The 24,672-nt window shown below is 42.8% G+C and carries 30 protein-coding genes; 14 read left to right on the forward strand and 16 right to left on the reverse strand.

Translation table 11 applies throughout. The annotated features are described in order from the left end of the window. The first annotated feature begins 77 nt into the window (after positions 1-77). Entirely contained in the window at positions 78-1,226 is a 1,149-nt protein-coding gene (locus tag SNR28_RS15500; protein ID WP_375753569.1) for a GGDEF domain-containing protein, read from the forward strand. Here the strand turns inward: SNR28_RS15500 and SNR28_RS15505 are convergent, their stop codons facing one another. Both SNR28_RS15505 and SNR28_RS15510 read right to left on the reverse strand, forming a co-directional pair. Beyond that, positions 1,227-1,691 (reverse strand): GNAT family N-acetyltransferase, encoded by a 465-nt coding sequence (locus SNR28_RS15505; RefSeq protein WP_375754098.1) that lies wholly within the window; start codon positions 1,689-1,691, stop codon positions 1,227-1,229. Positions 1,692-1,710: 19 nt separating this feature from the next. Beyond that, a complete protein-coding gene (locus SNR28_RS15510) occupies positions 1,711-2,625 on the reverse strand; it encodes a LysR family transcriptional regulator (protein ID WP_375753570.1) in 915 nt (304 codons plus the stop codon). Between the two features lie 112 nt (positions 2,626-2,737). On the opposite strand from SNR28_RS15510, the gene SNR28_RS15515 reads away from it, so the two are divergent. From SNR28_RS15515 to SNR28_RS15550, 8 genes are all read left to right on the forward strand, one after another. After that, positions 2,738-3,196 carry a DMT family transporter gene (locus SNR28_RS15515; RefSeq protein ID WP_375753571.1) on the forward strand — a complete coding sequence of 153 codons (459 nt, stop codon included), beginning with the start codon at positions 2,738-2,740 and terminating at the stop codon, positions 3,194-3,196. A gap of 3 nt (positions 3,197-3,199) precedes the next feature. Next, complete coding sequence (locus SNR28_RS15520) at positions 3,200-3,640, forward strand: DMT family transporter (protein ID WP_375753572.1); 441 nt, start codon at positions 3,200-3,202, stop codon at positions 3,638-3,640. Positions 3,641-4,200: 560 nt separating this feature from the next. Continuing rightward, positions 4,201-4,929: a (Fe-S)-binding protein gene (locus SNR28_RS15525; RefSeq protein WP_375753573.1), complete on the forward strand. Its 729-nt coding sequence runs from the start codon at positions 4,201-4,203 to the stop codon at positions 4,927-4,929. Between the two features lies 1 nt (position 4,930). Further along, on the forward strand, positions 4,931-6,355 hold the full coding sequence (locus SNR28_RS15530) for a LutB/LldF family L-lactate oxidation iron-sulfur protein (protein ID WP_375753574.1): 1,425 nt from the start codon (positions 4,931-4,933) through the stop codon (positions 6,353-6,355). A 2-nt stretch (positions 6,356-6,357) separates the two neighbouring features. Beyond that, a complete protein-coding gene (locus SNR28_RS15535; RefSeq protein ID WP_375753575.1) occupies positions 6,358-7,122 on the forward strand; it encodes a lactate utilization protein C in 765 nt (254 codons plus the stop codon). Positions 7,123-7,140: 18 nt separating this feature from the next. Next, positions 7,141-8,046 (forward strand): LysR family transcriptional regulator, encoded by a 906-nt coding sequence (locus tag SNR28_RS15540; protein WP_375753576.1) that lies wholly within the window; start codon positions 7,141-7,143, stop codon positions 8,044-8,046. 142 nt (positions 8,047-8,188) lie between these two features. Next, the gene (gene hipB, locus SNR28_RS15545) at positions 8,189-8,434 is read left to right on the forward strand and encodes a type II toxin-antitoxin system antitoxin HipB (RefSeq protein WP_375753577.1); all 246 of its coding nucleotides are present in this window, start codon (positions 8,189-8,191) and stop codon (positions 8,432-8,434) included. Next, positions 8,434-9,747, forward strand: a complete 1,314-nt coding sequence (locus SNR28_RS15550) for a type II toxin-antitoxin system HipA family toxin (protein WP_375753578.1) — start codon at positions 8,434-8,436, stop codon at positions 9,745-9,747. Before hipB ends, SNR28_RS15550 begins: the two co-directional genes overlap by 1 nt. Before the next feature lie 70 nt (positions 9,748-9,817). On the opposite strand, the gene SNR28_RS15555 is transcribed toward SNR28_RS15550, so the two are convergent. The 3 genes from SNR28_RS15555 to SNR28_RS15565 form a co-directional block, all read right to left on the reverse strand. Then, complete coding sequence (locus tag SNR28_RS15555; RefSeq protein ID WP_375753579.1) at positions 9,818-11,218, reverse strand: DUF1501 domain-containing protein; 1,401 nt, start codon at positions 11,216-11,218, stop codon at positions 9,818-9,820. 4 nt (positions 11,219-11,222) lie between these two features. Further along, complete coding sequence (locus SNR28_RS15560) at positions 11,223-13,100, reverse strand: DUF1800 family protein (RefSeq protein WP_375753580.1); 1,878 nt, start codon at positions 13,098-13,100, stop codon at positions 11,223-11,225. Positions 13,101-13,222: 122 nt separating this feature from the next. Beyond that, a complete protein-coding gene (locus SNR28_RS15565; RefSeq protein WP_375753581.1) occupies positions 13,223-13,483 on the reverse strand; it encodes a hypothetical protein in 261 nt (86 codons plus the stop codon). 238 nt (positions 13,484-13,721) lie between these two features. On the opposite strand from SNR28_RS15565, the gene SNR28_RS15570 reads away from it, so the two are divergent. The 4 genes from SNR28_RS15570 to SNR28_RS15585 all read left to right on the forward strand — a co-directional run bounded on the left by SNR28_RS15570 (position 13,722) and on the right by SNR28_RS15585 (position 17,364). After that, a complete protein-coding gene (locus SNR28_RS15570) occupies positions 13,722-14,786 on the forward strand; it encodes a CFI-box-CTERM domain-containing protein (RefSeq protein ID WP_375753582.1) in 1,065 nt (354 codons plus the stop codon). Further along, positions 14,783-15,616: a tetratricopeptide repeat protein gene (locus tag SNR28_RS15575; RefSeq protein ID WP_375753583.1), complete on the forward strand. Its 834-nt coding sequence runs from the start codon at positions 14,783-14,785 to the stop codon at positions 15,614-15,616. Before SNR28_RS15570 ends, SNR28_RS15575 begins: the two co-directional genes overlap by 4 nt. Before the next feature lie 204 nt (positions 15,617-15,820). Then, positions 15,821-16,318, forward strand: coding sequence for a hypothetical protein (locus SNR28_RS15580; protein ID WP_375753584.1), 498 nt, complete (start codon positions 15,821-15,823; stop codon positions 16,316-16,318). Next, complete coding sequence (locus tag SNR28_RS15585) at positions 16,315-17,364, forward strand: KTSC domain-containing protein (protein WP_375753585.1); 1,050 nt, start codon at positions 16,315-16,317, stop codon at positions 17,362-17,364. Before SNR28_RS15580 ends, SNR28_RS15585 begins: the two co-directional genes overlap by 4 nt. Positions 17,365-17,416: 52 nt before the next feature. On the opposite strand, the gene SNR28_RS15590 is transcribed toward SNR28_RS15585, so the two are convergent. Continuing rightward, a complete protein-coding gene (locus SNR28_RS15590) occupies positions 17,417-18,385 on the reverse strand; it encodes a nucleoside hydrolase (RefSeq protein WP_375753586.1) in 969 nt (322 codons plus the stop codon). 182 nt (positions 18,386-18,567) lie between these two features. Here SNR28_RS15590 and SNR28_RS15595 point away from each other — a divergent pair, with 182 nt between their 5' ends. Further along, complete coding sequence (locus tag SNR28_RS15595; RefSeq protein ID WP_375753587.1) at positions 18,568-18,708, forward strand: hypothetical protein; 141 nt, start codon at positions 18,568-18,570, stop codon at positions 18,706-18,708. A 2-nt stretch (positions 18,709-18,710) separates the two neighbouring features. On the opposite strand, the gene SNR28_RS15600 is transcribed toward SNR28_RS15595, so the two are convergent. The 10 genes from SNR28_RS15600 to SNR28_RS15645 form a co-directional block, all read right to left on the reverse strand. Further along, complete coding sequence (locus SNR28_RS15600) at positions 18,711-19,841, reverse strand: HNH endonuclease (protein WP_375753588.1); 1,131 nt, start codon at positions 19,839-19,841, stop codon at positions 18,711-18,713. 3 nt (positions 19,842-19,844) lie between these two features. Further along, positions 19,845-20,453 carry a class I SAM-dependent methyltransferase gene (locus tag SNR28_RS15605; RefSeq protein WP_375753589.1) on the reverse strand — a complete coding sequence of 203 codons (609 nt, stop codon included), beginning with the start codon at positions 20,451-20,453 and terminating at the stop codon, positions 19,845-19,847. 88 nt (positions 20,454-20,541) lie between these two features. Continuing rightward, the gene (locus tag SNR28_RS15610) at positions 20,542-21,012 is read right to left on the reverse strand and encodes a GNAT family N-acetyltransferase (protein WP_375753590.1); all 471 of its coding nucleotides are present in this window, start codon (positions 21,010-21,012) and stop codon (positions 20,542-20,544) included. Positions 21,013-21,040: 28 nt separating this feature from the next. Continuing rightward, positions 21,041-21,553, reverse strand: a complete 513-nt coding sequence (locus tag SNR28_RS15615) for a GNAT family N-acetyltransferase (protein ID WP_375753591.1) — start codon at positions 21,551-21,553, stop codon at positions 21,041-21,043. A 41-nt stretch (positions 21,554-21,594) separates the two neighbouring features. Continuing rightward, a complete protein-coding gene (locus SNR28_RS15620; protein ID WP_375753592.1) occupies positions 21,595-22,152 on the reverse strand; it encodes a nucleotidyltransferase family protein in 558 nt (185 codons plus the stop codon). 3 nt (positions 22,153-22,155) lie between these two features. Next, the gene (locus SNR28_RS15625; RefSeq protein WP_375754099.1) at positions 22,156-22,572 is read right to left on the reverse strand and encodes a GNAT family N-acetyltransferase; all 417 of its coding nucleotides are present in this window, start codon (positions 22,570-22,572) and stop codon (positions 22,156-22,158) included. 39 nt (positions 22,573-22,611) lie between these two features. Further along, complete coding sequence (locus SNR28_RS15630) at positions 22,612-23,406, reverse strand: class I SAM-dependent methyltransferase (protein WP_375753593.1); 795 nt, start codon at positions 23,404-23,406, stop codon at positions 22,612-22,614. A gap of 59 nt (positions 23,407-23,465) precedes the next feature. Further along, a complete protein-coding gene (locus tag SNR28_RS15635) occupies positions 23,466-23,753 on the reverse strand; it encodes a hypothetical protein (RefSeq protein WP_375753594.1) in 288 nt (95 codons plus the stop codon). Positions 23,754-23,911: 158 nt separating this feature from the next. Next, positions 23,912-24,262, reverse strand: a complete 351-nt coding sequence (locus tag SNR28_RS15640) for an SH3 domain-containing protein (protein WP_375753595.1) — start codon at positions 24,260-24,262, stop codon at positions 23,912-23,914. Positions 24,263-24,266: 4 nt separating this feature from the next. Continuing rightward, positions 24,267-24,653 carry a DUF4440 domain-containing protein gene (locus SNR28_RS15645; protein WP_375753596.1) on the reverse strand — a complete coding sequence of 129 codons (387 nt, stop codon included), beginning with the start codon at positions 24,651-24,653 and terminating at the stop codon, positions 24,267-24,269. Positions 24,654-24,672 lie beyond the last annotated feature (19 nt).

Genomic DNA, 24,672 nt, shown 5'->3' on the forward strand with positions numbered 1-24,672 from the left:
TTTATTGATCTTGGTTGCATATTATATTAGGCGAAAACAATACACTGGAAGTCGGGTGTACCTAAGTTTGAGATTGTATGTGCCGACCTATCAGAGCTTTGCAAACCTATGTAGATAACCTTGTTTCCAGAAGTAAGACTTCGGACGTGCAGTCCGAACTACGACTACATCACTATATTTGGTTAGTGTTTATCGCTATCCCGTTAAGTGTAATATTTGCAATAAAGAATATTTGGGTTGGTAATGTCGAAATCGCCGGGATATTAATGGTGTTTCTAAGCTGCCTTGCGGGTAGCCTAGCACTCATCCCCAGAATTCATATAATCGAATGGATATATCACGCAAACAACTTCGTTTTCATTTTGATGGTGACGTTAGTCTCGGTATGGGGGGCAAAAAGCGAAGGGCAAATTTTATGGAGTTACACCTATCCATTATTAAGCGTTTATCTTTTTGGACATCGATATGGTCTCCGTTGGAGCCTGTTCCTGCTAGGGGTCATTCTAACTAGCCTTACCTTTTCTGATTCGCTAACACAAACTTACTCTTATGATTTCAAAGCAAGATACGCAATTTCCTATCTTTGTATTTTGATGATCACTACCTGGCTTGAATATGGCCGTAGTCGATATATCCGCGAATCAACAGAGCAAAAACAAATACTGGAGCAAGAGAGAAACGCACTTAGATTGGAGATAGAGAAGCGCGAAAAGCTAGAAAAAGAGCTAGAGAACCTTGCCAGTATTGATGACCTTACCGAGCTATATAACCGTCGGTTCTTCTGGCTAAAGGCGAATGACGAAATTAAACATGTTCAAAGCCTGAACAGTACAGTGACTATGGCTATTCTGGATATTGACCGATTTAAACGGCTCAATGATAAGTATGGTCATCCGGCCGGAGACGATGTTCTCCGAGCTTTAGGAGCACATTGTAAACAGCATTTGCGCAGCTCAGATATCGTGGGAAGGATTGGTGGTGAAGAGTTTGCAATTATGCTCCCCTTTACAAGCATAAAGGACGCAAAGCCCATCATCGAGAGGTTTCATCAGCAAATTAGCCAGTATCACTTTTCTTTTCAGGGGGAAGTGGCTGAAGTCACGGTGAGTATTGGAATGTGTGAGCTGAGTGCCGAGGTCGATAGTGTAGATCGCCTCTATGCTCTGGCCGATCAGGCGCTTTATGAAGCGAAGGAAAATGGCCGAAATCGGATTGTATGTAAGTAATTATCTGAGTTTGAGTGCTAATCTCAACATATCTATATGCTGTAAGCCATGTTCGTATATTGGCTCTTCGTAGTGTTCAATAAAGAAGTTTTTTCGAACACCTTCAACCCGAAACCCCAAACGTTGATAATACGTAAGTTGGTAACCAAACGTACCAGTCCCTAATTCTACGGTTTTATATCCATATTTCTTTAGCTGCTCAATGACGTGTTTGAGTAGCGCAGTACCAATTCCTTTTCCCTGAAATTCAGGCCAGACAGCGATATTGAAGATTTCTGTATGATCCGTTTCTTCAGAATCTGTTGCTTGGGAATGAGTAACACAAGCACCAACCAGTTGTTCATTTTCAAAAGCGGCAAAACACAACGAGCGTTCTAGGTAGCTCTGAATACAGGTTTTTGAGGGATCAGCTTCAAGCAAAAGAGCGATAGGAAGATCGGTTGGTTTAACTTCTTTGAAATGTATATCAGTCATTGGAACCCCCTTAATCGTTCTCGTCCCAGTATCCGGATTTGTCACCCAGTTTATCTTTCATGAAGTTGATGAACACTTTCACTTTTTCCGGTAAGTGCTTTCTCTCTGGATAGACAGCATATATCGCATGTTCAGGTAAGTCGTACCCATCTAGCACAGTAACAAGTTTACCGCTGGACAGGTACTCAGCAACAATGAAGGTTGGCATTTGGCAGATACCAAGGCCATCCAACAATACCTGTGCAATAGCATCACTGTTATTTACAATGAAGTTGCCCCTTGGTTCAATCTTAATCTTCTGTTTTTCTTGATAAAAAGTCCATTCAACTCCAGCTTGGAAAAGACTGTAGTAAATACAGTTATGATTTGAGAGATCCGCAGGCGTCTCAGGTCTTCCGTTCTGTTCAATATATTGGGGGGAAGCACAAACAACACTTTTGCAGTCGACAAGTTTTCGGGCAACTAAAGAGGAGTCTTGTAATTCACCTATCCTCAGGCCAACATCGAATCCACCTTCAACCATATTGACCACTTTGTCGTCCATACTGAGGATGACTTTTATGTCGGGATAGTTTTCCAGAAACTCTTTAATGAATGGAACAAGGTGCAACCTAGAGAAAGTCATCGGTGCATTAATTTTGAGTGTGCCTTTTGGCTTCCCCTGAAAGTGAGAAAGAGCAGAGAAACCATCTTCAGCCAAAGCGACAGAGTTCCGTGCATAATCAGAAAACCGTTCTCCGGCTTCAGTCAAAGATAACTTTCTTGTAGTGCGACTAAATAATCGCACTCCCAAGTTATCTTCCAACACAGATATGCGTTTACTCACCGCAGATTTGGTCATTCCCAGTTGTTGTGCAGCAGCAGAAAAACTCCCGCATTCAATGACCGCAACAAAAACAGGAATAGCAGAAAAATTGTCTCTCATTGTCAACTTTTGTTCATCTATAGGTTTATTAATCAAAGATTATCATTATTTAGTTGTTCAATTAAAGTGTAGTCAGAATTAAAAAGGAGCCAGAAAGAAGAAAGGAGAAACAATGAAACATCAAACTTGGTATTCGATGCTCGCACTTGTTGGAGGAGGGCTACTTTCTCTAATGATCTATTTAAATAGTCAGTTGGCCTCTCACACTTCAGCGCTTAACTCGTCATGGATAGCTCACGGAGTAGGCGCAGTCACTGCGTGGTGCTTGCTTTCTGTAATTGGAAGGACTAACAAGCAAGCAGAAGACAAAACAGAGAAAGTACCCAAGCTATTTTATCTCGGAGGTTTGCCTGGTGCGTTTACCGTTATTCTTGCGTCGACAACCGTCAATAGCAGCATTGGGCTATCCGGAACGCTGGCTCTGGCTATCGTAGGCCAGATTATGTGCTCTATGTTGTGCGAGTATTTTGGTTTGTTTAGGTTGAAGCAAAGAGCTTTTTCTTTGAGTGACTTTATGCCCGTAGTTCTGGTTGCAGCAGGGGCAACACTCATTATTTTTAGCAGGAGTTAAGTTATGTGGATGTACATTTTATTGGCACTATTAAACGGCTTTTGTATTGCCATAGCCCGTATTCTTAATGGGCAACTGAGCGTAAGCAGAGGGCCCTTTAGTGCCTCATTTATTAACCATGTTGGGGGATTCCTATTTCTGACTCTGGTCATGCTATACCTGCTAAGCCCACCTCTGTTATCTGGAGGGAGTGTGGTTATGTATGGAGGAGGGGTTATTGGTGCGCTCTATGTCGCGATTAATAGTCTGGTAATGACTCGGTTAGGCTCTACAAACACCATCATTTTGGTGATCAGTGGCCAGATGTTGGTAAGCTTGCTTCTAGATTCTCCCACAAATAATGATGGTGAGATGCTGCTTAAACTATCCGGGGTTATGCTTATTGTGGCGGGAATAGCACTTAAAGAGCTGATGCCTCGATTTAGATCTCATAAAGTCGTATAAAGTTTATGTCAGGTTAATAAATATATTTCATTTTTAATATAAATATTAATAGCGACCTGTTTATTTCAATAAATCGATATTTCTACTTCATATTTTCATCAATGATTCGCACTTTAGGGTAAGAAAACGACCGACAGTTATACATGTAGGACCTACCTTCAGTATCCGATAGTGATTCAATCAGAGAATTATTGTTTCCAAAAGTAATGTAATTGTTCATCGGAATATTCTGGTTTGAATGTAACTTATTGATTTTGATTGTTAATTTGATTGTTCTACTTTTTTGGTAGATAGATCTCAATCACATTATTTTTGAAGGGTTATTCCGACTAAGACTTTATAGGGATAGCGATTGAGTACTTTATCGCTAAAATATAGTTATCAGTTGGAAACAATTAAATAAAAATCAACTGAGAGTAATTTATTAACTTTAACGGAAGCAATATTAATTTATCTGTGTTTGACCAGATAAATTTAAATAATGTCATTTTTACCTCTTCAGCAGCCACGAATGTCTTTCTGCTGAGTTTTAAGAAAATGACGAAGATTGGAGCAAAATAATGAAGGTAAACCTTTTTGCAACCTGCCTGGGGGATATGGTCAAAGCTGATGTAGCAAAAAAGACCGTACTACTGCTTGAGCAGCTAAATTGTGAAGTCATTTTTCCTGAGCGGCAGGGTTGTTGCGGCCAGCCGTCTTTAAACAGTGGTTATACTGATGGCAGCAAAGCTGCGATGAAAAGCCTAATTTCCTCTTTCGAAATCAACGATTATCCAATCGTAAGCCCAGCGGGTTCTTGCGCAGCTTCAATTAAGCGATACCCGGAATTTCTGGCAGATGAGCCAGCGTGGGCAGCGAGAGCACAAAAGATTGCTGATCGCCTTTTTGAACTGACTCAGTTTATTGTCGGCACGCTTGGTGTGACGGATTTAGGCGCTAAGCTTAATGGTCGTGCGGTTTACCACCCTTCATGTAGTCTTATTCGCAAACTAGGTGTTCGAGAAGAACCTCTGGCGTTGCTCGACAATGTTGAAGGTTTAGAAATGCTACCAATCGCTAACCAGGAAACCTGTTGTGGTTTTGGTGGTACCTTCTCCGTCAAAATGTCTGAAATTTCTGGTGAGATGGTGAAAGAGAAAGTTAAGCATATCTCTGCGGTTGAACCAGATTATTTGATTGGTGCCGATATCAGTTGCCTGATTAATATTGGTGGGCGCATCAGCCGTGAAGGCAAGCCTGTCAAGGTAATGCATATCGTAGATGTTCTGCTATCTGGCGGGGAGAAATAATATGTCGATGAAAACAAGCAGCGTTAATTTCCGCGACAGAATTAACGTCCAGATGAAAGACGATTTTATGCGTCAGTCGGTAGCAAACGCGCAAGAGCGTATGTTTACCAATCGCCAGATTGCGGCAGATAAGCTTGGCAACTGGGAAGAGTGGCGCGATATGGGCATGGATATCCGCAACCATGTTTTGGAGAATCTGGATTACTACCTCAAACAGCTGAGTGACAACGTAGCAAAAAATGGCGGTCATGTTTTCTTTGCTCAAACTGCAGAAGAAGCCACCGATTATATCGAGAAGATTGTTCAGCAGAAAGACGCTAAAAAGGTCGTGAAATCTAAGTCCATGGTGACAGAAGAGATCGACTTAAACCGCGTTATCCAGCGTAATAACTGTGAAGTGGTGGAAACTGACCTTGGTGAATATATCCTGCAGGTTGATGACTGCGATCCACCTTCTCACATTGTTGTTCCAGCTCTGCACAAAAACCGTACTCAGATTCGCGATGTTTTCCGCGATAAGATTGGGTATGAAGGAGAAGACGATCCTGAAGAGATGACACGTTACGTACGTGATTACATTCGTCATGACTTCCTTGAAGCGGACATCGGTATTACAGGTTGTAACTTTGCTGTTGCAGAATCCGGAACTATCAGCCTGGTGACTAACGAAGGCAACGCACGTCTTGCGACTAGCCTGCCTAAAACGCATATCGCTGTTATGGGTATGGAGCGAATCGTTCCAACTTTTGAAGAGTTGGATATCGTTATCAGCCTGTTGTGCCGTAGTGCTGTTGGTTTACCGTTGACAGGATATGTCACCGCATTAACAGGGCCGCGAGAAGAAGGCCACTGCGATGGCCCTGAAGAGTTCCATCTTGTAATTGTCGATAATGGTCGCTCTGACATTCTTGGATCCGAATTTAAAGATATTCTACGTTGTGTACGCTGTGCAGCTTGTGTGAATACTTGTCCTGCTTATCGACATATTGGTGGTCAGTCATACGGTTCCATCTATTCTGGGCCTATTGGTGCAGTGCTGTCCCCACTTCTTGGTGGTTACGACGATTTCAAAGACCTGCCTTATGCGTGTAGCTTGTGCCGTGCCTGCCACGATGTGTGCCCGGTGAAGATCCCGCTTTCTGACTTGCTTCTAAAACATCGTGAAAAGATGGCAGAGCAGTCGATTACCCCTGCGGTTGAACGTATGACGGTAAGTGCCTTTAACGTTATTAATGCCCGTCCAGTGCTTTGGGATACCACGGTAAAAGTGGGTGCAAAAGTTGCGGGAAGCCTGATTAAAAACGGTCGCATGCCTATCAATCTGGGCGCGACAAAAGAGTGGACAGAAGCCCGAGATCTGCCAGAACCAGATGGTGAATCATTCCGTAGCTGGTTTAAGAAGCATCAAAAGAGTAAGGAGTCATAATTATGTCGAATCAACCGTTAAATATGGCTGCTGAAAGAGTTCAAAAGCGAGATGACTTTCTGGCCAATATCACGCAAAAGCTGGGAAGGAATAGCATTCCTGAGAACGTGGAGCGCCCTGCACTAAGACACACTTGTCATCATGAAGTGATGGCTGATCTATCACAAGATGAGCTGAAACAAGCATTGATTGATTATACGCAGACTACGTTGGCCTCTCAGGCAGTGGTGACAACACAGGAAAATCTGTCAGCCACACTGCGTGAGGTATGCGAAGCATACTGTTTGGCTAGTGACAATAGCTCTGAGAAATTGCCGGATGTGATGTTCTCTTCCGACGCACGCTTAAAGGTGATGCTTGATGATGGTCAGCTGGAGTCTGACCACTATCAGACTAGTTACTGGGACTCAATGATTGGGTATCAGGAAAATATCGATATTGCTGAACGTGCAAAGGTAGGTGTGGTATACGCTGAGCAAGCACTGGCAGAGTCCGGAACCATGGTGTTATACAGCCAGCCGAATCAGGGTAGGGCGGTTAGCCTTCTTCCTGAAGCATCGGTATTTGTTGTAGCCAAAAGCACGCTGGTAGCGCGTCTGACTCAGGCTACCGCTAAGCTGCACCAAAAAGCTGCGGCTGGTGAGCGTATGCCATCATGCGTTAACTTTATCTCTGGTCCAAGCTCAACGGCAGATATTGAGCTTATTAAAGTGGTTGGAGTTCACGGTCCGGTCTACGCTACTTATATTATTATTGATGATATGTAGAAAAGTTGAGTTGTATCTATGCCCGATATTGATGATCTGGTGTTGTTTACCCAGGTAATAGAAAATGGTTCGTTCAGTAAGGTTGCAGAGCTGAACGATATCAATAAATCCGTCGTGAGTAAGCGTGTCAGCAAGCTGGAAAACAAGCTTGGTGTTCAGCTAATCTATCGCTCCACACGAAACCTCTCACCGACTGAGGCGGGAGAAGTGCTATACAATCGGGCTAAAGATATCAACGAGATAGCTGCTGCTGCGTTTAACGCTATTGACGGCTACAACGAAGCGTTATCCGGACACATACGTATGTCGGTTCCGACCATCTCTGGTGATTTGTTACTGGCAGAAGCAGTTTCTGATTTCTGTCAGGAGCATCCGGGGCTGACGATTGATATGTCATTGGATAACCGCTTTGTCGACCTGATTAAAGACAACTACGATCTGGTTATTCGAACAGGTTACCTGGAAGATTCCAGCCTGATAGCGCGCTATATTTTTAACTCCCGCTGGCTGATTTGTGCTTCACCAGAGTACGTTGCCAAACACGGAGCACCGCAAAAACCGAAAGATCTGCTTAGACACAATTGCTTAGGCTATACCCACGAAAGCACGGGTACCTTCGACTGGCAGTTCAAGCGCAACAGCGACATTTTCACTCTGCGAGTAAACGGAAACTTCAGCTCGGATAACTCTGCTGCCCTTCGAAAAGCGGCCTTGAGCGGCAATGGTCTGGCCTACCTGCCAACTTGTCTAGTTTGTGAAGATATCCAGGCAGGTAGACTGGTAGAAGTATTAGCCGGACACGTTGGTAAAGAGATAGGTATCTATGCTGTCTATCCATATACACGCCAGCCATCAAAACGAATTCAGATGCTAATTGAGCACATTCGCGACCGTTACCTGTCCATGAGTGAGTATTTCGGGTAGTTTATCCCCTATAGGGGATAAAGCACCCAATATCCCCTATAGGGGATAAACTACCCAATATCCCCTATAGGGGATAAAATCTTGCTTATCCCCTATAGGGGATATAAACTCCTTTATACCCACTAGAGGATAGAGGTGTTTCATGGTGCTTTATAATCCACTTCAATTAGCAAGCCAACTTAAGCTAATCAGAAATAAAAACAATCTAACGCAAGCACAGTTAGCGAACAAAATAGGCATTAAGCAAGCCACGCTCTCAAACTTCGAGACCAATCCTGATACAACACAATTAAAAACATTCTTTAAGATCATACAGGCTCTTGAACTACAACTAGATATTCAGGAGAGAAAGGTCTCTCAGGGGATGAGTAACGAGGAAGACTGGTGATGGAATCGTTAATTGCCTATATGAACGGTGAGAAGGTGGGAACCTTCATTAAACTGCCGGATGGCGCGCATCAGTTTCAATATGATACGAGTTGGATTGAAGGCACCAGGGGCAGACCTCTTTCCTTATCTTTGCCCTTGCAGTATCAAAAGCATACATCGAGCAAAGTCATAAACTATTTTGACAACTTGCTACCTGATTTGAATGAAATCAGAGACAGAATTGTAGCAAGGTATAACGCTGATTCCAGACAAGCATTTGACTTGCTAAAACAAGTAGGCAAAGACAGTGTTGGTGCTATTTCGCTTTACGCTCCTGATGAAAAGATCTATCCAGATGAGCTGAGTTACGAAGTGTTAGATGAGCAACGCCTGGAAAAAATACTGCTGGCCTATAAATCTCGTATTCCATTAGGGATGCTGGAAGAGGAAGATGACTTTCGTATATCTGTGGCAGGAGCCCAGGAAAAAACAGCGTTACTGAAAGTTGATAACCAGTGGTGCATTCCTAAAAGCTCCACACCGACAACGCATATTATCAAATTGCCGATTGGTGAGATCAAGCAGCCGAACGCGACACTGGATATGAGGAATAGCGTCGAAAATGAATATCTTTGTATTCAGCTAGCTCGGGAGTTGGGTTTTGAAGTCCCTAATGTCGAGATTATATCTTGCGGCAATATTAAAGCGATCGCGGTAGAGAGGTTTGATAGAAGGTGGATTAGGGACAAGACTTGGTTATTGAGGCTTCCACAAGAGGACATGTGTCAGGCCTTTGGTAAGCCTTCAGCTATAAAGTATGAGAGTGATGGCGGGATCGGTATAACGGACATAATGGATTTGCTCCTTGGTTCAAGCAATGCATTAGAAGACCGATACAACTTTATGAGATTTCAGGTATTTCAATGGATTATTGGTGCCACAGATGGACATGCTAAGAACTTCTCTATTTTTATCGAACCAAGAGGAAGTTATCGGTTAACACCTTTTTACGACATTCAATCTGCCTATCCAATACTGGGAGGTCGTGGCCTAAACATACGTTCTCTGAAGTTAGCGATGGGATTAAAAGCAACAAAAGGTAAGAAGTATCAGCTTGATAAAATATACTCTCGTCACTTTATCGATACGGCTAAACAAGTGGGATTCCCGATAGAGAGTATGAATGAAATCATAGATGAGTTTATCGATACGCTTCCCAAGGCAATAGACACAGTTAGCTCCAAGTTACCCGATGATTTTCCGGTTGATGTGTCTGATGCCATTTCCGAAAATGCCAAAAAAATGGTACATCGTTTGTCATTAGGCCGGTAAAGAAAGAGCGAGAACATGCCCACAAGTGTTTGAACTTTGTGCTCAAATAAGTGTGGGCCTTAATTTCTAATCAGGTTCTGATAAAACCTAACGGAAGATCCGTTCTGTTTTGGTAGTCATAGAAGTTAGTCAGATTAGGAAGCATACTCCCGAGATCACTTCGCTTAATGCCAAACCACATTAAGAGCTCAGCGTACATTTCGTCGGTTGAAGTGGTTGGTATCAATACACCGTTTCCTATGTCCAGCGGATTAGCGTTACCGAGCTCTAAAGATGGGTATTTTCCGAATATTTGCCCACCATTAATGTCTTTACCCATTACGATGGCATTACCACCCCAGCCATGATCAGAGCCGTTGCCATTTGAGGTTAACGTTCGGCCAAAATCAGAACCAACGACGGTCACTACATCATCCGCAATGCCAAGCTCATCTAAAGCGCTTTGGAATGAGCCCAAAGCATTATCAAGTACCTTTAGCATGTTCGCATGAGTTTTTAATAACTCGCTATGGTGATCCCAACCAATATAGCGGATGAAAAAAGTCTGCTTTTCGCTGCCCAGTCTGGATTTAGCCGCTATAGACTTGGCGACCATTTCAAGCTGTTTGCTTAACGGGGTATTTTCAAACGATGTATTGATATGAACACCAGACAAAGCTGACGAGAATTTCTCATGTTGTTGCTGAGCATACTTCACGCTGTTGGTATAGGTATCCAGAAAAGCATCGTTGTGAACTTTCGCCAGTAAGGAATCGAAACCATCCAATAATTGCTCATTCAAAGCTCGTGTGGTTGGATTCGTGCTGTCTTTGGCTTTAAGTCCGACACTACCTTTTTCTGTTACCACGTATTCTCTGCTGGATACTCCGCTTTGAAGTATGTTGCTTCCGGCCAGAGAGATGTTCATCGGAATATCTTGAGGTAACTGATTAGGCTGCATCTTATCTGCGACTTTACCGAATAAGCCCGTGTTTGTTCTTACACCCGGATTTGCAGTCTGCCAGTGTTTAAACTGATCAGAATGAGACATAAGCCCAAGTGGAACGGGCTTACTTCCAGCCTTGAATTCATCTCTGGTTATTGGCGTTACCATAGGGCCGACATTCGCCACAAAGGATAAGCTCTTTTCATTGAACAGTCGCTGCATGTTCGTCAGACTTGGGTGGAGACCATGCGCCGTGCTATTAAGTTGTAGCAAGCTGTCTTTAGCCAGTGCCAGATTATTTCTTGAATTACTGTAGATTTGATGTCCTGCAGTACTTGTTGGAACGAGCGTGTTATATGCGTCATTCCCACCATCCAACATGATAAACACCATCGCCTTTGAACCAGCCCCGTCGGGGTCTGAGTTTTTGGGTGTCTGCTTGTTAGAAGAGTCGCTTTTACAACCCGCAAGCATCAAACTGGTTCCTATCATTGCCATTCCAGATGCTTTGACAAACTCGCGACGTGTTAAGTTGTTACCTTTCATTTTGTTAGCTCCACTTTCCTAGCACAGTAAATTGCGGAGATACCGCGATCATGAATACCACAGTCTGAACAATCCAGTTGTGATGTGTTGCATTGGTGACATCGTAGTTTTGGATTGCGTCAAGTATGGCTTGCTCGTTACTGCTGTTTACCTGCCCGGTTAAGATCAGAGAGACACGTTGAATCAACGTTGAGTGATCGCTTTTGTTTGCGGCCAGAGCCAATTCTGCAGAGAAGTCGAATGCCAGCTTGTCATTGCTTTTTGCCAATAATCGGTCTGCATCGAGCTCAGGGACGGTTGAACTGGTACCAAGTTCAGTGGTGACTAATGGCAAAGCATCGCCAAACAACCAGTCGTACAACATGTTCGCATAACTTATTGAAGTATGTGCATCCACAAGTTCGAACTCAGGGGCAACTTTGTCATCTCGTTCAATTTCACCATGGGGAGCGAAGTTTGGTTTATAAAAGTTAAATACTGTTGGCGAAGAGAGCGGATGGTGGTGAAGTGCTTCTTTTATGTCAGAGCCAATTAACCAAAGACGATTAGACGTATTTTTCGCTTTAAACGCTTTTAAGAGTTGAGTGACTCGTAACGTTGGAGATTTTAGCTTCTCAATATTGCCGTTGATATGGGCGCCATCGGTAATAGTCACTTTGTTGGTCAATGGGTACTCAAGAATGGTACGAACTGTTTCTTTCAGGTTACCCTGGTTGCCAAACGCGGTTGCTACTGCCTGAACATACTCAGGCGTTGGGTTCGATGTGACCAACTGCTGTATAAGCTTGGTTGCGATAAAAGGCGCAGTACTACTGTGAGCCACTAACTGTCCAACAACATTTTGGATCTCTGCCGTCGCACTTTGGTTGGCAGCCAGAGTGATGCCCACATTGGGGAGTGTTTTTGCACCTTGATCATGAAAACTATCTTCAGTGACCATCGGAGACACCATGTTGACATACGGAACCATCTTGTAGATTTTTGGAATTGAATCGTCCAGAACGATTGGTCTACCGTTTTGTACAGAAAAATCAAATCGATCTGCTCCCGAGCCGAGCGCCACAGGCCACTCATAACGGTAGCTCTGAGATTTTATGCCAGTAAAAACTCGCGCCAGTTGCTGAATATCGTCGTTATCGTATGTCGGAATATCTTTCCCATTTCCATCTTTTTTCCTGCTTCCATCGAGATTGAGTTGATACAGACCGATAGTGAACAGTTGTAGGATTTCACGGGCATAGTTTTCGTCGGGATGAATGTTTTCTGCCGGGACTTCTTTGCGGTTGTTGATATGTGTCAGATATACACCCATACACGGATGAAGTGACACTTCCGTCAATAAATCTTTGTAGCTGCCCAGAGCATGCTTATAGAGAAGATCGTAGTAGCTTGCCATTCCTTCAGCATTGTTTTCCAGAATGGAGTTGTCGGAGATGACCAGAATTTCACTAAGAGCTTGTGCAACCCGGTGACGCACCATACTCGTACTGTCTCCTTCAATCGTGGTGATTTTTTGTGTTTCAGTGATCGGGTCGGTCGTGGTGTCGGATAAGCCTGAGTTGTGACAAAGGGTTCGGTGCCACCAGGCCATTCGGAAATAGTAGTTGTAAGGCAGAGAGGGGTTATTTCCATTGCCATTGATATTAGATTCAGAGAACTTCTGGACGAATAGATTTCGGAACCCTTTATTACCTGAAGCTCCGCGCCAGATATCATGTGTTTTCTTATAAAATGAATCGTCAGCGACAACTGTGTGGTTAAGCTGAGTATTGAGCCAGTTGCCGACACCAGTGGTAGCTACCTGACGAATAGTATCGAAATCCGCACCTAACGTCGCTTGCATAAGAAAGCGAGAGATGTCTTCATCAACCGAGTTAAACATAGATACACCTTGAATAGACTAGGGTGGGCGACCTTTGATTTTTGGTCACTCACCCAGATTGCTTGAACAGGTGAAATTCTATGTCTGTGAAGGTTACCTTTTCGTTAGCGCTTGGGTTATCTCTACTGCATCGTACTCAGATAAAAGTAAAAGAATGCAGCCGCCAACCATGCAGAGACGATAATCCAGTACAATATTGGATTATCGTCTCTTTCAATTCTTTCAACGAAGTACGCTTCTCTGTGTCTGATGTTCTGGCTAGCCCAGAAGAGACAAAAAATACCCCATACCAGCACCAAATCGAAGATGAGTGCGACTAAGGCTAATATGAGTGCAGCAATGGTTTTCCATCTAGTTCGCAAAACTTCCAGTAGGTTCTTCATAGATAAGTTCCAAAAGTAGTACCGTGATTCTTTATAGTATGAATAAAGAGTGCAGTAAGGTAAAAATATCAGAGGAATAAAGTCATCACGATGGGGAGAGGTCACAGTAAACGTAGAGAGGCATTACGAAATCTTCGAGTCGTGAGTTGTGCATCATTTAACCAATTCAAAGAAAAGGAAAATACCGCTAGACTATTCAGATAAGTCTGACAGATTTGATGTACAAGGAAGTCTAACAATGACAATAAATAACAACAGACGAAGGTTAGTTGCTGCCGTTTCTGCTGGAGCAATGTTATTGCCGTTTTCCCGCACTGCTCTCGCCAGTTCTGAAGATGAGTTACCAGCTTGTCGGGCAGGGGAGTTCATTAAAAATGGTTGGTATGCGGAGTGGAATACACTTTACATCGAAGTGTCCGACACCAAAGATGCAAAGTTTAAAAAGCACACCAAAGATCCTCTTAAAATCAGACCTAAATCCCAGTATCAAACCATCTCAGATACCTTTCCCATCTTCGATCTTAAGGCTGAGTTCACTGTTAAATTTGAACTGGTTGTAGAAGCTGTTCCTCACTATATTCAGTTCAACGATACCTACTACGAAGTGAACAGCGTTGATGATGTTCATGTGTATAAAAAACTGGTTGGGCCGAATGAGTACGCCGATGCTGATATTCAGATTGAGCTCAGCAGAGGTAGCACCAAACATAAGATGAAGCTGACTCAGGGGGATTGGGGAACAGACGCCTTCCTGATTTTATCTGAAAGTGCTGCGAATAAGTTCTTAGGCTATGGTAGCGATCCGGTTTATGTCACCTTGCTAATTGATGGTAAGTCTGTTGTGTCACGTCGATACGACTGTAACGGTATTATGTCGGCATACTCAATGGCGAAAGATGCGTACGACAAAGAAAATGCCAAAGCAGATGCAGGCAAGTGTGAGCCCGAAGGATGTTTCCTGACAACGGCAACATGCGGCAACCTTGGGTTGTCGGATGACTGCTGGGAGCTGGAAACATTAAGAAACTTCCGTGATAACTATATGATGAAAACAGAAGCCGGACAAAAGCAGATTCAGGAGTATTATCAGGTAGCTCCGGCCATTGTCTCCGCGCTGAATCAGGCTAAAAATACGAACGCTCTGTATCTGAAAATGTACTGGCGCTACATCCTTCCATCTGCATTACTTATCAAGCTTGGAATGAAAAAACAGGCGCACCAGAAATACATGGAATTGCTTAAATGGGTGAAACACCACTCGAATCAGACGATAAATGGAAGCAATCAGGGAGCGATATCATGAAGAGAACCATTCTGGCACTAATTGTCGCATCACTCAGCTTTTCTGCATTTTCATCGGATGAGAAGGTCACCGTTTCCAAGTGGAAAGGAACAGAGGCGGTAACCAGCTCAATAAAAACCATCGAGGGTGTCAAGCATGAACAGAAGTTGTACACCACTATCTTGAACATCGATTCAATCAATAAAGGCATTGATAAAGCGAACAGCTCATTCCCGAAGGTTTACCTCTACTTCACCGGTGAAAGACACGGAGAATATACTCAGCCACTAGATGCGTGTAATCGTTCCGATTTCAGAGCCAAAGATGGCCACTATGGCACTAGAGAAAACTGGGATATTGGCGGAACGACAATCGGCATGTATACCGAGTGTTACTACTCAAAACAATCGATGAGTTGGATTGCAGCGGGCACGCCACTGACTACAGATGGTCAGGCATACCTTTATAAGACCTTCAAAGAATCAGCGGTTCCCGTTGGTGTGAAAAGAAACGACAAACAGTGGATGGAAGCCAGTGCTTCGGGTTTTTCAAAGGCCTGGGCATCCCGAGTGGCTGAAATTACCAAAGCCGCAGAAAAGGGTAACTCCGGAGCGATGTTCGCTCTGGGATACGGTTACTTCAATGTAGAAAAGAACAGCAAAAAAGCATCGCCATGGTTCTTAAAATCCGCAAGGGCAGGAGTGGTTGTCGGACAGGAGTGGATGGGACACATCTACCTGAATGGTTTGGGTGTAAAACAGGACAAATCCAATGCCGCTTACTGGTTCCAGAAAGCCGCAGAGCAGGGCAGCCAATTTGCTAAGGATAAGTTGATTGAGCTAGCTCAGTAGCTCTAACTCAAAATAATTTCTATTCAATTTAACGTCGCCGCAACGGGCGACGTTTTTTGTCTGTTTATCTTCGGGGCAGATTAATTCTAGGTTTTGATATTTATTCTTTTCGTCTCTTCTCACCAGTTCTCAGAAAATAATCACGCTTATTAAGAACACTTATTTCTCACTATAGAAACTCCATAAAGTAAGCTGGAGCGCGAGATGAAGAAAAAATATCTACTATTACTGGTTTCTATTTTAACGTTAGCAGGTTGTGATGACGATTTACCACCTGATCCGGGACCGCCCGGAACTGAAACCCTAGAGGGTATTGATTCAGATGGCGATGGTGTAAGAGATGATGTTCAGCGATATATACACCAGAACTACCTAGGGAAAGATGACCGCGATGCACTTAAAAGCTTAGCCATTTCTTATCAAAAAGCGATCATATTGCATGAGAATGAAGAAGAATCATTAAACCAGTGGAGCTATACTTCTCGCTCCATTCATTGTTTGTTTGAAGTAGATGTAGAAACAGCGCATATAAAAATACGAGAGCTTCGTAGTGAAGTTTTGAACACGCGAGCGAGAGTAGAAGCTTATTTTCGATCTCAAAAGCATTTATCAGGACGAACATTTTCAGTTGCAGATATCGAAGACAGTAAAGCCATTTGTAATGGTGAGCTACCTGCTTCAAAGGTTAGGGAGCTACCATGATTAGAATCATAACATGTGTGTTGCTATTGACTATTCCTAGGCTCAGTGTTGCATCGGAGTGTTTTGATAATAACGTAGGTACTAAGGTCTTTTACGCTAATGGCATGTTTAACGTATCTTCTGATATATATGCCAGTATTGCTGAGCTAAATAGACAGTTAGGTTATCGAGGATATAAGTTTGAGATTGACGCATCCTACAACCAAAGCGAAGTGTGGTATCAACAGTTAGTAGAAGTCTTTGCACACAAAAATATCGATAACTGGAGCTTTTTCTGGCAATACCTGAATGGAATAATTGAAGCGCCAGACTGGTTTCAGGAGGCAATTCAGGATATATCAGCGAACTCCCACGGAGTTATAAATGACAGTGATTTGGCAGCATACGTTGGAATGTATCGTAAGGCAATAGATGAATGTTATAGAGTCCTAATTGTTGCTCACTCTCAAGGGAATTTTTACGGTAACCATGCTTGGAGTGCAATATATTCAGGACTGACAAAAAATGAGCTTCCACAAACAAAGTTCAAATCTCTTGGGTTACTGTCAGTTGCATCTCCAGCAAGTTACGTCGGTAGCTATCTGCAACAACCAAATGACCATAAATCAATTACTGACTATGTAACGTTAACGAATGACAGAATTATGGTTTTTGTTCGCTTGTTTTTTCCTTCGACGTTGTTGGGAAATATCACGAATAGTCACGATGATCCCGATTTTTGGCACCACAATTTTATAGACTCTTATCTGAGAGGTAACCATAGCGGGCCGAGAATGACGTCGGCTATAACGGAGATAATCGACGAACTTGAACCAATTCTTTTAGGAAGAAGAGAGGTTGAATCATCTTCACTGAAGTCTGCTGGGTATAGCAACTCTACAGAAATCCTGGACGTTGAGTTTGTAAGCGATGGTAGTGTGTATCGGTATTATCAGGTTCCTGAATCTGAATATCGGGGACTTATAGAGGCGGAATCCCATGGACGTTACTTCTATTTTAATATCCGAAGCAAGTACTCTTATCGAAAGCTAATTGAGGGTGTTTAATGCCATAATTAGCGCAATAGGCTCGGATGTAATGCCGAGCCTGTTGAAGGGATTACTTTTTACTGTATTCAATGATCGTTTGACGATAGAGCTCCAGTAGTCTTTTATCTTTAACGTCTACACCGACACGTTGCGAAGCTTTAATACTCCACTCATCATGCATGTATTGACGCTTATCGAACTTCTGGATTGTCATACCTTCTGCCGGGCCGTCTGTGATGACACGAACAGGACCTTCTCGAAATGTAAATAGAGTCGGGTCGATAACATAGGCAATAGCTGAAGGATCGTGGACATGGCAGCCATCCATGCCAACTTTTTCTGAGTAGAATTTTAGATAGTAACGGCTCACATCCCAGATAAATTGGCCAACTTCACCTGCATCATCACGGAGATCATCAAGATACTCTTTAGTGAAGAAGCTCTCTTCGGTTACATCCAATCCGATGATAACCACAGGCCATGAAGCGCCAAACACCATATCTGCAGCGTGTGGGTCGTCATGAATATTTGCTTCAGCAAAAGGGCAGACATTACCTCTGTGGCCGTTCTCACCAAAAGCACCACCCATAATGACCACCTCTTTAACCAGGTTAACGATCTCAGGTTCGGCTTGTAGCGCCAATGCTAGGTTAGTAAGGGGACCAACCGCAACTAAGGTTATTTCATTCGGTTCAGCTTTAACAGCATCAATAATGTATTGGTAAGCAGGGCGAGGATCTGCGACTACATCCAGCTTTTCTGGTGCTTTTACATCACCAAAACCAGCTTCACCATGTACTACGACTGTTGGACCAACCGGTGGCCGAACTAGGGGCTTATCCGTACCCATGACCACATCTGCTTTCATGCCATATTTTTGTTTAAGGTACAGGGCGTTGTGAGTCGCGTTCTCTATCGTCGCATTACCATAAACACAGGTAATCGCCTTTAATTCGATATCCGGATGCGCCTCGGCAAACAAAATTGCCATCGCATCATCAATCCCCGGATCGCTATCTAAGATAATCTTCTTTTTCATGTTTTTTGCTCTTATTAAATTACCGGATAAAGATACGCGAGCAATTGGGAAATAAATGTGACTGGCGTGGCAGGATTCGTTCTAGTAATTTATGTGAGCGTATAAGTGAACTGTATCTGTTTAATTCCAGTTTTCGTTAGGTTAATTTGTAACTCTGTGGCCTGACTATATATGGTAAAACAATGACAAACAGAAACCGTAAACGCTTTATGGAGCTTGGTGCTGAAGAACTGATCGATGCTTTTTTGAATTTTCTGAGCATCTCAAAGAGAAGCATGGTCGAAAAAGCAGTTTCTGGGGTAGATATGAGCAGTAAAAAATAACGCTACAAGCTTCCTTTAAAAAGTTCATATCGATGGTAACGGAGATACGGTTTATGCTCTGGGTAGATAGAGAAAGACATATCTTCGTTTAATCCAATCATTTCAGGATCTTCCAAATAGTCAGAAATTAGAACTTTTCCTGAGTCATCAAATGATATGAACCCAAGATCAAACGCTTTGTCTAAATTTGCTAACAGCAGTAACCCATTGAACTTATCAAGACGCTCTACATTACTTGAGTTTCGCCAAGGCTTTATATGAGAAGCTAGTAATAATTGAGTATTGCTATAGCCAGTGACGGCACAACCACCCCACATGTCAATTAACTTGGTTCTGAAGTGCCCTTGGCCCATTCTTGTATTCACTAAAATGGTTTTTTCTGTATCAGTCAGCTGTTTATCGGACATGACCTGTCGAACATCTGCGTTAATATCTATTTGGGATAAGTCAGCTAAAAACTTATTGTAGTGAGATAGAGCGGCACTATACATTCCTTTACCTTTGTGATCTCTAATCTTAAAAGTTTCCAGTTGTCGGGCTGTCTTCTCGTATTGAATGAACTGGTGATAAGATTTTATGTCTGTGAGTGGTTCGTTGATTTCACCTGCTTCGAATAGCCAGTTCGAAATCGAACCACGAACCGCACCAAGGTAGTTTTTAGCAGTTTTATCCGTTTTACCTATATCTATTAACCACCTATGGTAAAGAGATGCTAAGTCGGACAAATTGGTAACAAGTGCATCTTTTAGCTCATTAGACACGATTGGACTTTTCATAAACTCAAAAAGATCAGTGTCTAAGTAAGCATGAGCTATAGCTTTTCGAGAGTAGCGACTGATATTAATTTCTTCAAACCCATCTTCATATGACAAGTGCCAAAATCCTTCACTGCGCAGGTGGAAAAACGGGTTTTCAGGTGTGTTTTTGTCTCTTCCTTGAGCAAAGCTCTTGAAGTGAAATGAGAACCTTTCTCTCAGTGGGTTGTTAAGCTCAATTTTGTTTGTTGGGATAACGCCACTGCTTATAAGATCCATTACAGCTAGCAACATGCACACTTTGTGAGGACTCTTTTTACCACCAGAACTGTTCATATTTAAGTTTTGGAACTTGTCCAAATAATAATCAAGAGACACAATTTACCCCTCAGCAGGACTGGCTTTGCTTAATACTACAGTCTTCCATTTGATTTCATTTCTTTGAAACGAATCTTCATCAGTAGAAACATGATTGACTAAAAGCCCAACCTTGAGGCAGAGTTCTTCTAGCTCTGTTACTGAGACTCCGAAGGTTTCACGACCATCATCGAACTCGCCGTAGCGCAATGTAATCACCAATCTTCCTTTGTCTGACAAAAGTTCAGAAATATTAACTATTGCTTTTGGTCGTTGATGTACTGGAACGTGCTGCCAAATCGCTGACAGAACAACCAAGTCAAATAGTTGCGAAAGTTGTTTTACCGATTCTAAAGTAGGTAGAGAGTCGTCAATCCAAGTAAGTTTATTTGAACAGTCTTTCTGCCCTATATGACGTAGCGTTTTTGAAGGCTCAACCGCAACGACTGAGCACCCTTGAGCAATATACCAGCGAGCATCTCTCCCTGAACCCGCACCTACATCAAGTACAGTATCACCGGACTCAGGCCAATATTTTTTCCACGAGGAGTGAACCGATTCAAAAGAAACGGAGTTGTATTGGTCAGCAAGTTGCTGAGCATTTTTATCGTAAAAAGAAGATGTTGCGGACATAATCCAAACCATATACTAACCTGTTTAGATGATATATGGATTGGACTAATAAGGCGAGAGGGAGCTATAGGGAAATGTTAAGGTTAACTCATTCAACCAAATACTTCTGCCAATGCAGTAACCCTTTCAGTACTACCTGATGGTCCTCAAAGCCGCATCTTGAGTAGAGCTTTTGTGCTGAATGGTTGTCGTCGTCGACTTCTAGGGTGATTTTGAGATAGTCATTCTCTCTAGCGAATGCTTCAACCCCTTTTAAAAGTACTTTGCCGTAGCCTTTGCCACGATATGCTTCAGAGATCATAAAGTCGTGGATGTTGAGTACTTTTTTACAACGGTAGGAAGAAAAGGACTCAAAACATACGGCAAAGCCTGCTGGCTTTTCTCCTAGATAGGCGATAAAACCAATGAAGTAGAGGAGTTCGCAGAGTTTTTCTACGATGTTTTCTTTGATATTGGCATCCGCATTTGAACTGTATTCGACAAACAGCTTTTGCATATCGCTGCGCTGCTGGTGGCTTTCTATGTCTAGCCGGAACACTTTCGGTTTGACTTCTGACATTGGTTTTCTCGGTATAAGATTTTTAAAATTAGGTGCGCTTTATAGACATGGTAATCAAATCATCGCTGTCGTAAAGTCTGGTGGAAGTAGGGTGCATGCCAAGCTTTTCCAACAGTTTTGCCGAGGGAAGATTTTCTGTTACCGCGACACCATAAATCTCATTCAGATTGGTGTTATCAAAGGTAAAATCAAGAGCCGCTTTTGCGGCTTCTAGTGCATAGCCCTTGCCCTGGCTCTCAGGAGTCAGAGCATAGCGAATATCGTTCAAGCCTTTATTGGGTATCGTTTCTACTCCAGCATAGCCAATCTTGGTGTTCGGAGAATCGGCCAGGGGAACAATAAAAGTGCCGTAGCCTTTGTTCCAATGTGCAATTTTATCTTGCACATAGTTAGCAATGTATTCCTCGCTAAACGGTTTTCCACCGGGGAGGTATCGTGTGGTTTCTGGGCTCATCAAAAGCGCTTTGTAGATATCCAGATCGTCGGTTGTCACTGGTGTCAGAATAAGGCGTTCAGTTGTTAGTACTATCGGTGTGTTCATTATTATTTGGACTGTATTTTTACTGTTGTTTGATCGTTATCTTAGCTGACAATAGTGAGGTTAGGCCATGTTGCCAGCCAGTCCTTTGAGTGGACACGAAGATTAAACACTTCTAGCTTTCGTCTAGGGTTGTGAGTGACTTGCATAGCAAACAAAGACTCAAAACCAAATGCTGAAATACATTCAAATTGGTTTTGGTTGATTTTCCGTACAGCCAATGCTGTTTCTTTTTCGGGCCAATAGCCTATCGCATCAAGGGTACTATTGTAGGGCTTGTCACCATTTCGGGTATGCATGAAAGCCTGATTTCGAACCTGCCAATTGTACTTAGGGGCAATTGAATGAAGTTTGGTTTCGTATTCTTGATATTTGTCTTTTTGTTGTTCGGATGCATCAAAGTAAATCACATCGATGTCATTCAACGGTGTAGGTGTGGTTTTACTATGCAGATGATCCCAAACCAGATTCCGAACAAAACCTGCAGCGATAAAGCATTGGGGGAGATTTAACTGGGCTATCGTGTTTAGCGCTTGTAGCCTGAACGGATCCTGAAGAAGCAGCTCATGGATTTTTCGCTCGTAATGCGAGGTTGCAATCATCTATTAAATATTCTGGTTGTCTGATGCATTGAAAGAGTACATGCGGACTTCGTCACGAGGGTACCAGCCGAGGGACTGATAAAACTCTTGTGCGTTAATATTGTCGTTCGCCACGAACAAGTGAGTTTTGGATATGCCGTTACTCTCCAGAGCTTCTATAGCTCGATTTATCAATTGCTTACCAATACCATTACCACGCACCGATTTATGAACGGCAAGGTGTTGGACGTAACCTCTACGGCCATCGGTTCCTACTAAAATCGCACCAGTAATTGTCTGTGAGTTCTCTGCGACATAACTTAATCCTGGATTAAGTTTGAGATAGCGTTCGATACTTTCTCTTGAGTCAGCGTCCCTCAGTAGCATCGCTTCTGTTGTGGACCAGAGCTTTATTACCTGATCGTAGTCACTGATGGTCATTTCTCGAATGTTGATGTCCATATCGATTTTGTGGTGTCCTTAGATTCGCGTTGCAATAATAAGTCCGTGATTACTTGAACCTAACAAAGAAGACTCGTCACAGGTTTGTAAATGGTTTTGAAGCCAGGTGTCATATTGTGCTGGAGTAAAATGGTTTACACCATTAGCTATGTATCTGGAGAATCCGTCGGTTGCCAAATGCCTTATTGGTTCGAAGCCATTTTGAATTATCAGAGACTCAATTTCAGCAGGAGAAGAAAAATAACCGACTCTGAAAAAGCTATCGGCATCTGAGTCTGAAACCAGTCCAGTTTCCAATAATTCACTTAAGACTTCGGGTTTGATTAGCTTAGGAAACTTTTGAGCGAACATACCAGCCACGAAGAAACGGGATATATAGGCAACCGCCACTATGCCTCCGGGTTTCACAATGCGCTTGGCCTCTTGCATAGCCTGATGTCGCTCTTCTTCGGTTTGAAGGTGATACAAGGGGCCGAGAATGACGCAAACGTCTTGAGAGGAATCGGCTACGAATGGAACAGAGCAGGCGTTCCCCTGAAAGAGTTTGATATCAAGTTGAGCATCTTTTGCTTTTTGTGAGAGGATTTTTACTTGTTCAGGGGCAAGTTCCACCGCTGTGACATCGCAGCCCATTTGAGCAAATTTTAATGAGTAACGACCAGTTGCCGCACCAAGTTCGCAAACGCGTTTCCCCGGTTGGAGGTAGTTGCCTAAAACATGCATCGTAGTGTCGTATTCAAGCTGTGCGATGTACTGGCGAGTCAGACGGCTATCTTCGTCGGCTCCCGTATATTGTGCGATCAGTTCTTCCATTAAATGATTCCGATATTAATATATTTAATAGGGCTCTCTTAGTAACCCTCGATAGTGTTTTAGTTCGATGCTTTTTTGCGAACCCATTTTGACAGTGCCATCAACGCACCAAACAAAACGCACATGAGGTTTCCTTTGGCTTGCTCCTGAGTAACGCGAGAGAAATCTCGATTGTATTTTTTCACCGCTTCTTTGGGATTTTCTGCCGTAATCGGGTGGCCATCTAATTCGAAGTTTTGTTCTAGTAAGGCTTGCTTATCTTGCAAGTAATCCTCTGCACTCATATCAAGATAAGTAAAGTCTGCGGTTTGGTTATGCGGAAAAGTAAAGAACTGGTACTTAGGCATATGGCTCTCCCCTTGTACAGTTAACTAAAGATAAATTATCTATATATCAATAAATTAACTAGTTTAATAAATGTATATTAATTAGTTATGGGAGAGAAAGGAACTGTAATCTTATATTTCAAGATGGCTTGTTTTTTCGTCAATATAGCAAGTGCTTTCTACAACACCTTTTGGAGATGATTTAAGGGAGCCCAGGCAGAGTTATCAGATTCGCCTTCTTTCGTTCCCCAGATCCACCCATTAAGCGAGTATTCTGCTATTAGGGTTTCACCCAAAGCAAGATGATGTTCTTTCGCGTAGTAGTCCTGATTGGTAACCGCTTGTTCGCCTTCAATGTCTAAGATTTGTTTGGGTACCCAGCCTTGTTTACCTATGCCTTTACAGTTCACCCAATTAGGCCATGGACCATTGGGATCGGATTGTTCAACGACTTTGAGTACTTCGCCTTTTTCAATTTTAATTGGGTGTTCGGGAGCATCGTTATAAGGGTCGATAACTTTGTATTTCATTTACTTAATAATCCTTTTCTTTAGTGAGTACGAATGGTTTACAAGGTGTTCCTTGATGGTATCGCATTTGCCATCCAGCCTCGTTATTAACCCAAATAGAAGAGCGTTTAGAGAATAGAGATACATTTCCAGCATCGTCAATCCATGCTGTGTTATACAAAAGAAGGTAAACGGACTGTTCAAGCTCTATCGCGTTGTAGCCCTGCGAATGGATGTGTCCTGTACTAGGTTCTTCTGCTGCCATCATTTCCACTATCATTGGATAATCGAAGCTTTCACCAGATTTCCCGACTTCATAAAAATCTGGGCTCAGTAATCGCGCTACTTCCTGCTTGTTTTTCCTGACCTCAAATTGGTGCAGTGCTTTTTCCTGCTGGATTAAGATATCCATCTAACCATCTCCTTCATTA

It is taken from the genome of Vibrio iocasae, assembly GCF_042245395.1.
GTDB lineage: Bacteria > Pseudomonadota > Gammaproteobacteria > Enterobacterales > Vibrionaceae > Vibrio > Vibrio iocasae.

Coding starts and splice junctions, on each gene's coding strand:
- SNR28_RS15580 (WP_375753584.1), top strand. CDS start 15,821: ATGAAGAAAAAATATCTACTATTACTGGTTTCTATTTTAACGTTAGCA.
- SNR28_RS15570 (WP_375753582.1), top strand. CDS start 13,722: ATGACAATAAATAACAACAGACGAAGGTTAGTTGCTGCCGTTTCTGCT.
- SNR28_RS15585 (WP_375753585.1), top strand. CDS start 16,315: ATGATTAGAATCATAACATGTGTGTTGCTATTGACTATTCCTAGGCTC.
- SNR28_RS15535 (WP_375753575.1), top strand. CDS start 6,358: ATGTCGAATCAACCGTTAAATATGGCTGCTGAAAGAGTTCAAAAGCGA.
- SNR28_RS15625 (WP_375754099.1), bottom strand. CDS start 22,572: ATGACCATCAGTGACTACGATCAGGTAATAAAGCTCTGGTCCACAACA.
- SNR28_RS15640 (WP_375753595.1), bottom strand. CDS start 24,262: ATGAAATACAAAGTTATCGACCCTTATAACGATGCTCCCGAACACCCA.
- SNR28_RS15550 (WP_375753578.1), top strand. CDS start 8,434: ATGGAATCGTTAATTGCCTATATGAACGGTGAGAAGGTGGGAACCTTC.
- SNR28_RS15530 (WP_375753574.1), top strand. CDS start 4,931: ATGTCGATGAAAACAAGCAGCGTTAATTTCCGCGACAGAATTAACGTC.
- SNR28_RS15560 (WP_375753580.1), bottom strand. CDS start 13,100: ATGTTTAACTCGGTTGATGAAGACATCTCTCGCTTTCTTATGCAAGCG.
- SNR28_RS15610 (WP_375753590.1), bottom strand. CDS start 21,012: ATGTCAGAAGTCAAACCGAAAGTGTTCCGGCTAGACATAGAAAGCCAC.
- hipB (WP_375753577.1), top strand. CDS start 8,189: ATGGTGCTTTATAATCCACTTCAATTAGCAAGCCAACTTAAGCTAATC.
- SNR28_RS15510 (WP_375753570.1), bottom strand. CDS start 2,625: ATGAGAGACAATTTTTCTGCTATTCCTGTTTTTGTTGCGGTCATTGAA.
- SNR28_RS15595 (WP_375753587.1), top strand. CDS start 18,568: ATGACAAACAGAAACCGTAAACGCTTTATGGAGCTTGGTGCTGAAGAA.
- SNR28_RS15635 (WP_375753594.1), bottom strand. CDS start 23,753: ATGCCTAAGTACCAGTTCTTTACTTTTCCGCATAACCAAACCGCAGAC.
- SNR28_RS15575 (WP_375753583.1), top strand. CDS start 14,783: ATGAAGAGAACCATTCTGGCACTAATTGTCGCATCACTCAGCTTTTCT.
- SNR28_RS15620 (WP_375753592.1), bottom strand. CDS start 22,152: ATGATTGCAACCTCGCATTACGAGCGAAAAATCCATGAGCTGCTTCTT.
- SNR28_RS15520 (WP_375753572.1), top strand. CDS start 3,200: ATGTGGATGTACATTTTATTGGCACTATTAAACGGCTTTTGTATTGCC.
- SNR28_RS15605 (WP_375753589.1), bottom strand. CDS start 20,453: ATGTCCGCAACATCTTCTTTTTACGATAAAAATGCTCAGCAACTTGCT.
- SNR28_RS15645 (WP_375753596.1), bottom strand. CDS start 24,653: ATGGATATCTTAATCCAGCAGGAAAAAGCACTGCACCAATTTGAGGTC.
- SNR28_RS15540 (WP_375753576.1), top strand. CDS start 7,141: ATGCCCGATATTGATGATCTGGTGTTGTTTACCCAGGTAATAGAAAAT.
- SNR28_RS15555 (WP_375753579.1), bottom strand. CDS start 11,218: ATGAAAGGTAACAACTTAACACGTCGCGAGTTTGTCAAAGCATCTGGA.
- SNR28_RS15590 (WP_375753586.1), bottom strand. CDS start 18,385: ATGAAAAAGAAGATTATCTTAGATAGCGATCCGGGGATTGATGATGCG.
- SNR28_RS15630 (WP_375753593.1), bottom strand. CDS start 23,406: ATGGAAGAACTGATCGCACAATATACGGGAGCCGACGAAGATAGCCGT.
- SNR28_RS15500 (WP_375753569.1), top strand. CDS start 78: ATGTGCCGACCTATCAGAGCTTTGCAAACCTATGTAGATAACCTTGTT.
- SNR28_RS15615 (WP_375753591.1), bottom strand. CDS start 21,553: ATGAACACACCGATAGTACTAACAACTGAACGCCTTATTCTGACACCA.
- SNR28_RS15525 (WP_375753573.1), top strand. CDS start 4,201: ATGAAGGTAAACCTTTTTGCAACCTGCCTGGGGGATATGGTCAAAGCT.
- SNR28_RS15515 (WP_375753571.1), top strand. CDS start 2,738: ATGAAACATCAAACTTGGTATTCGATGCTCGCACTTGTTGGAGGAGGG.
- SNR28_RS15565 (WP_375753581.1), bottom strand. CDS start 13,483: ATGAAGAACCTACTGGAAGTTTTGCGAACTAGATGGAAAACCATTGCT.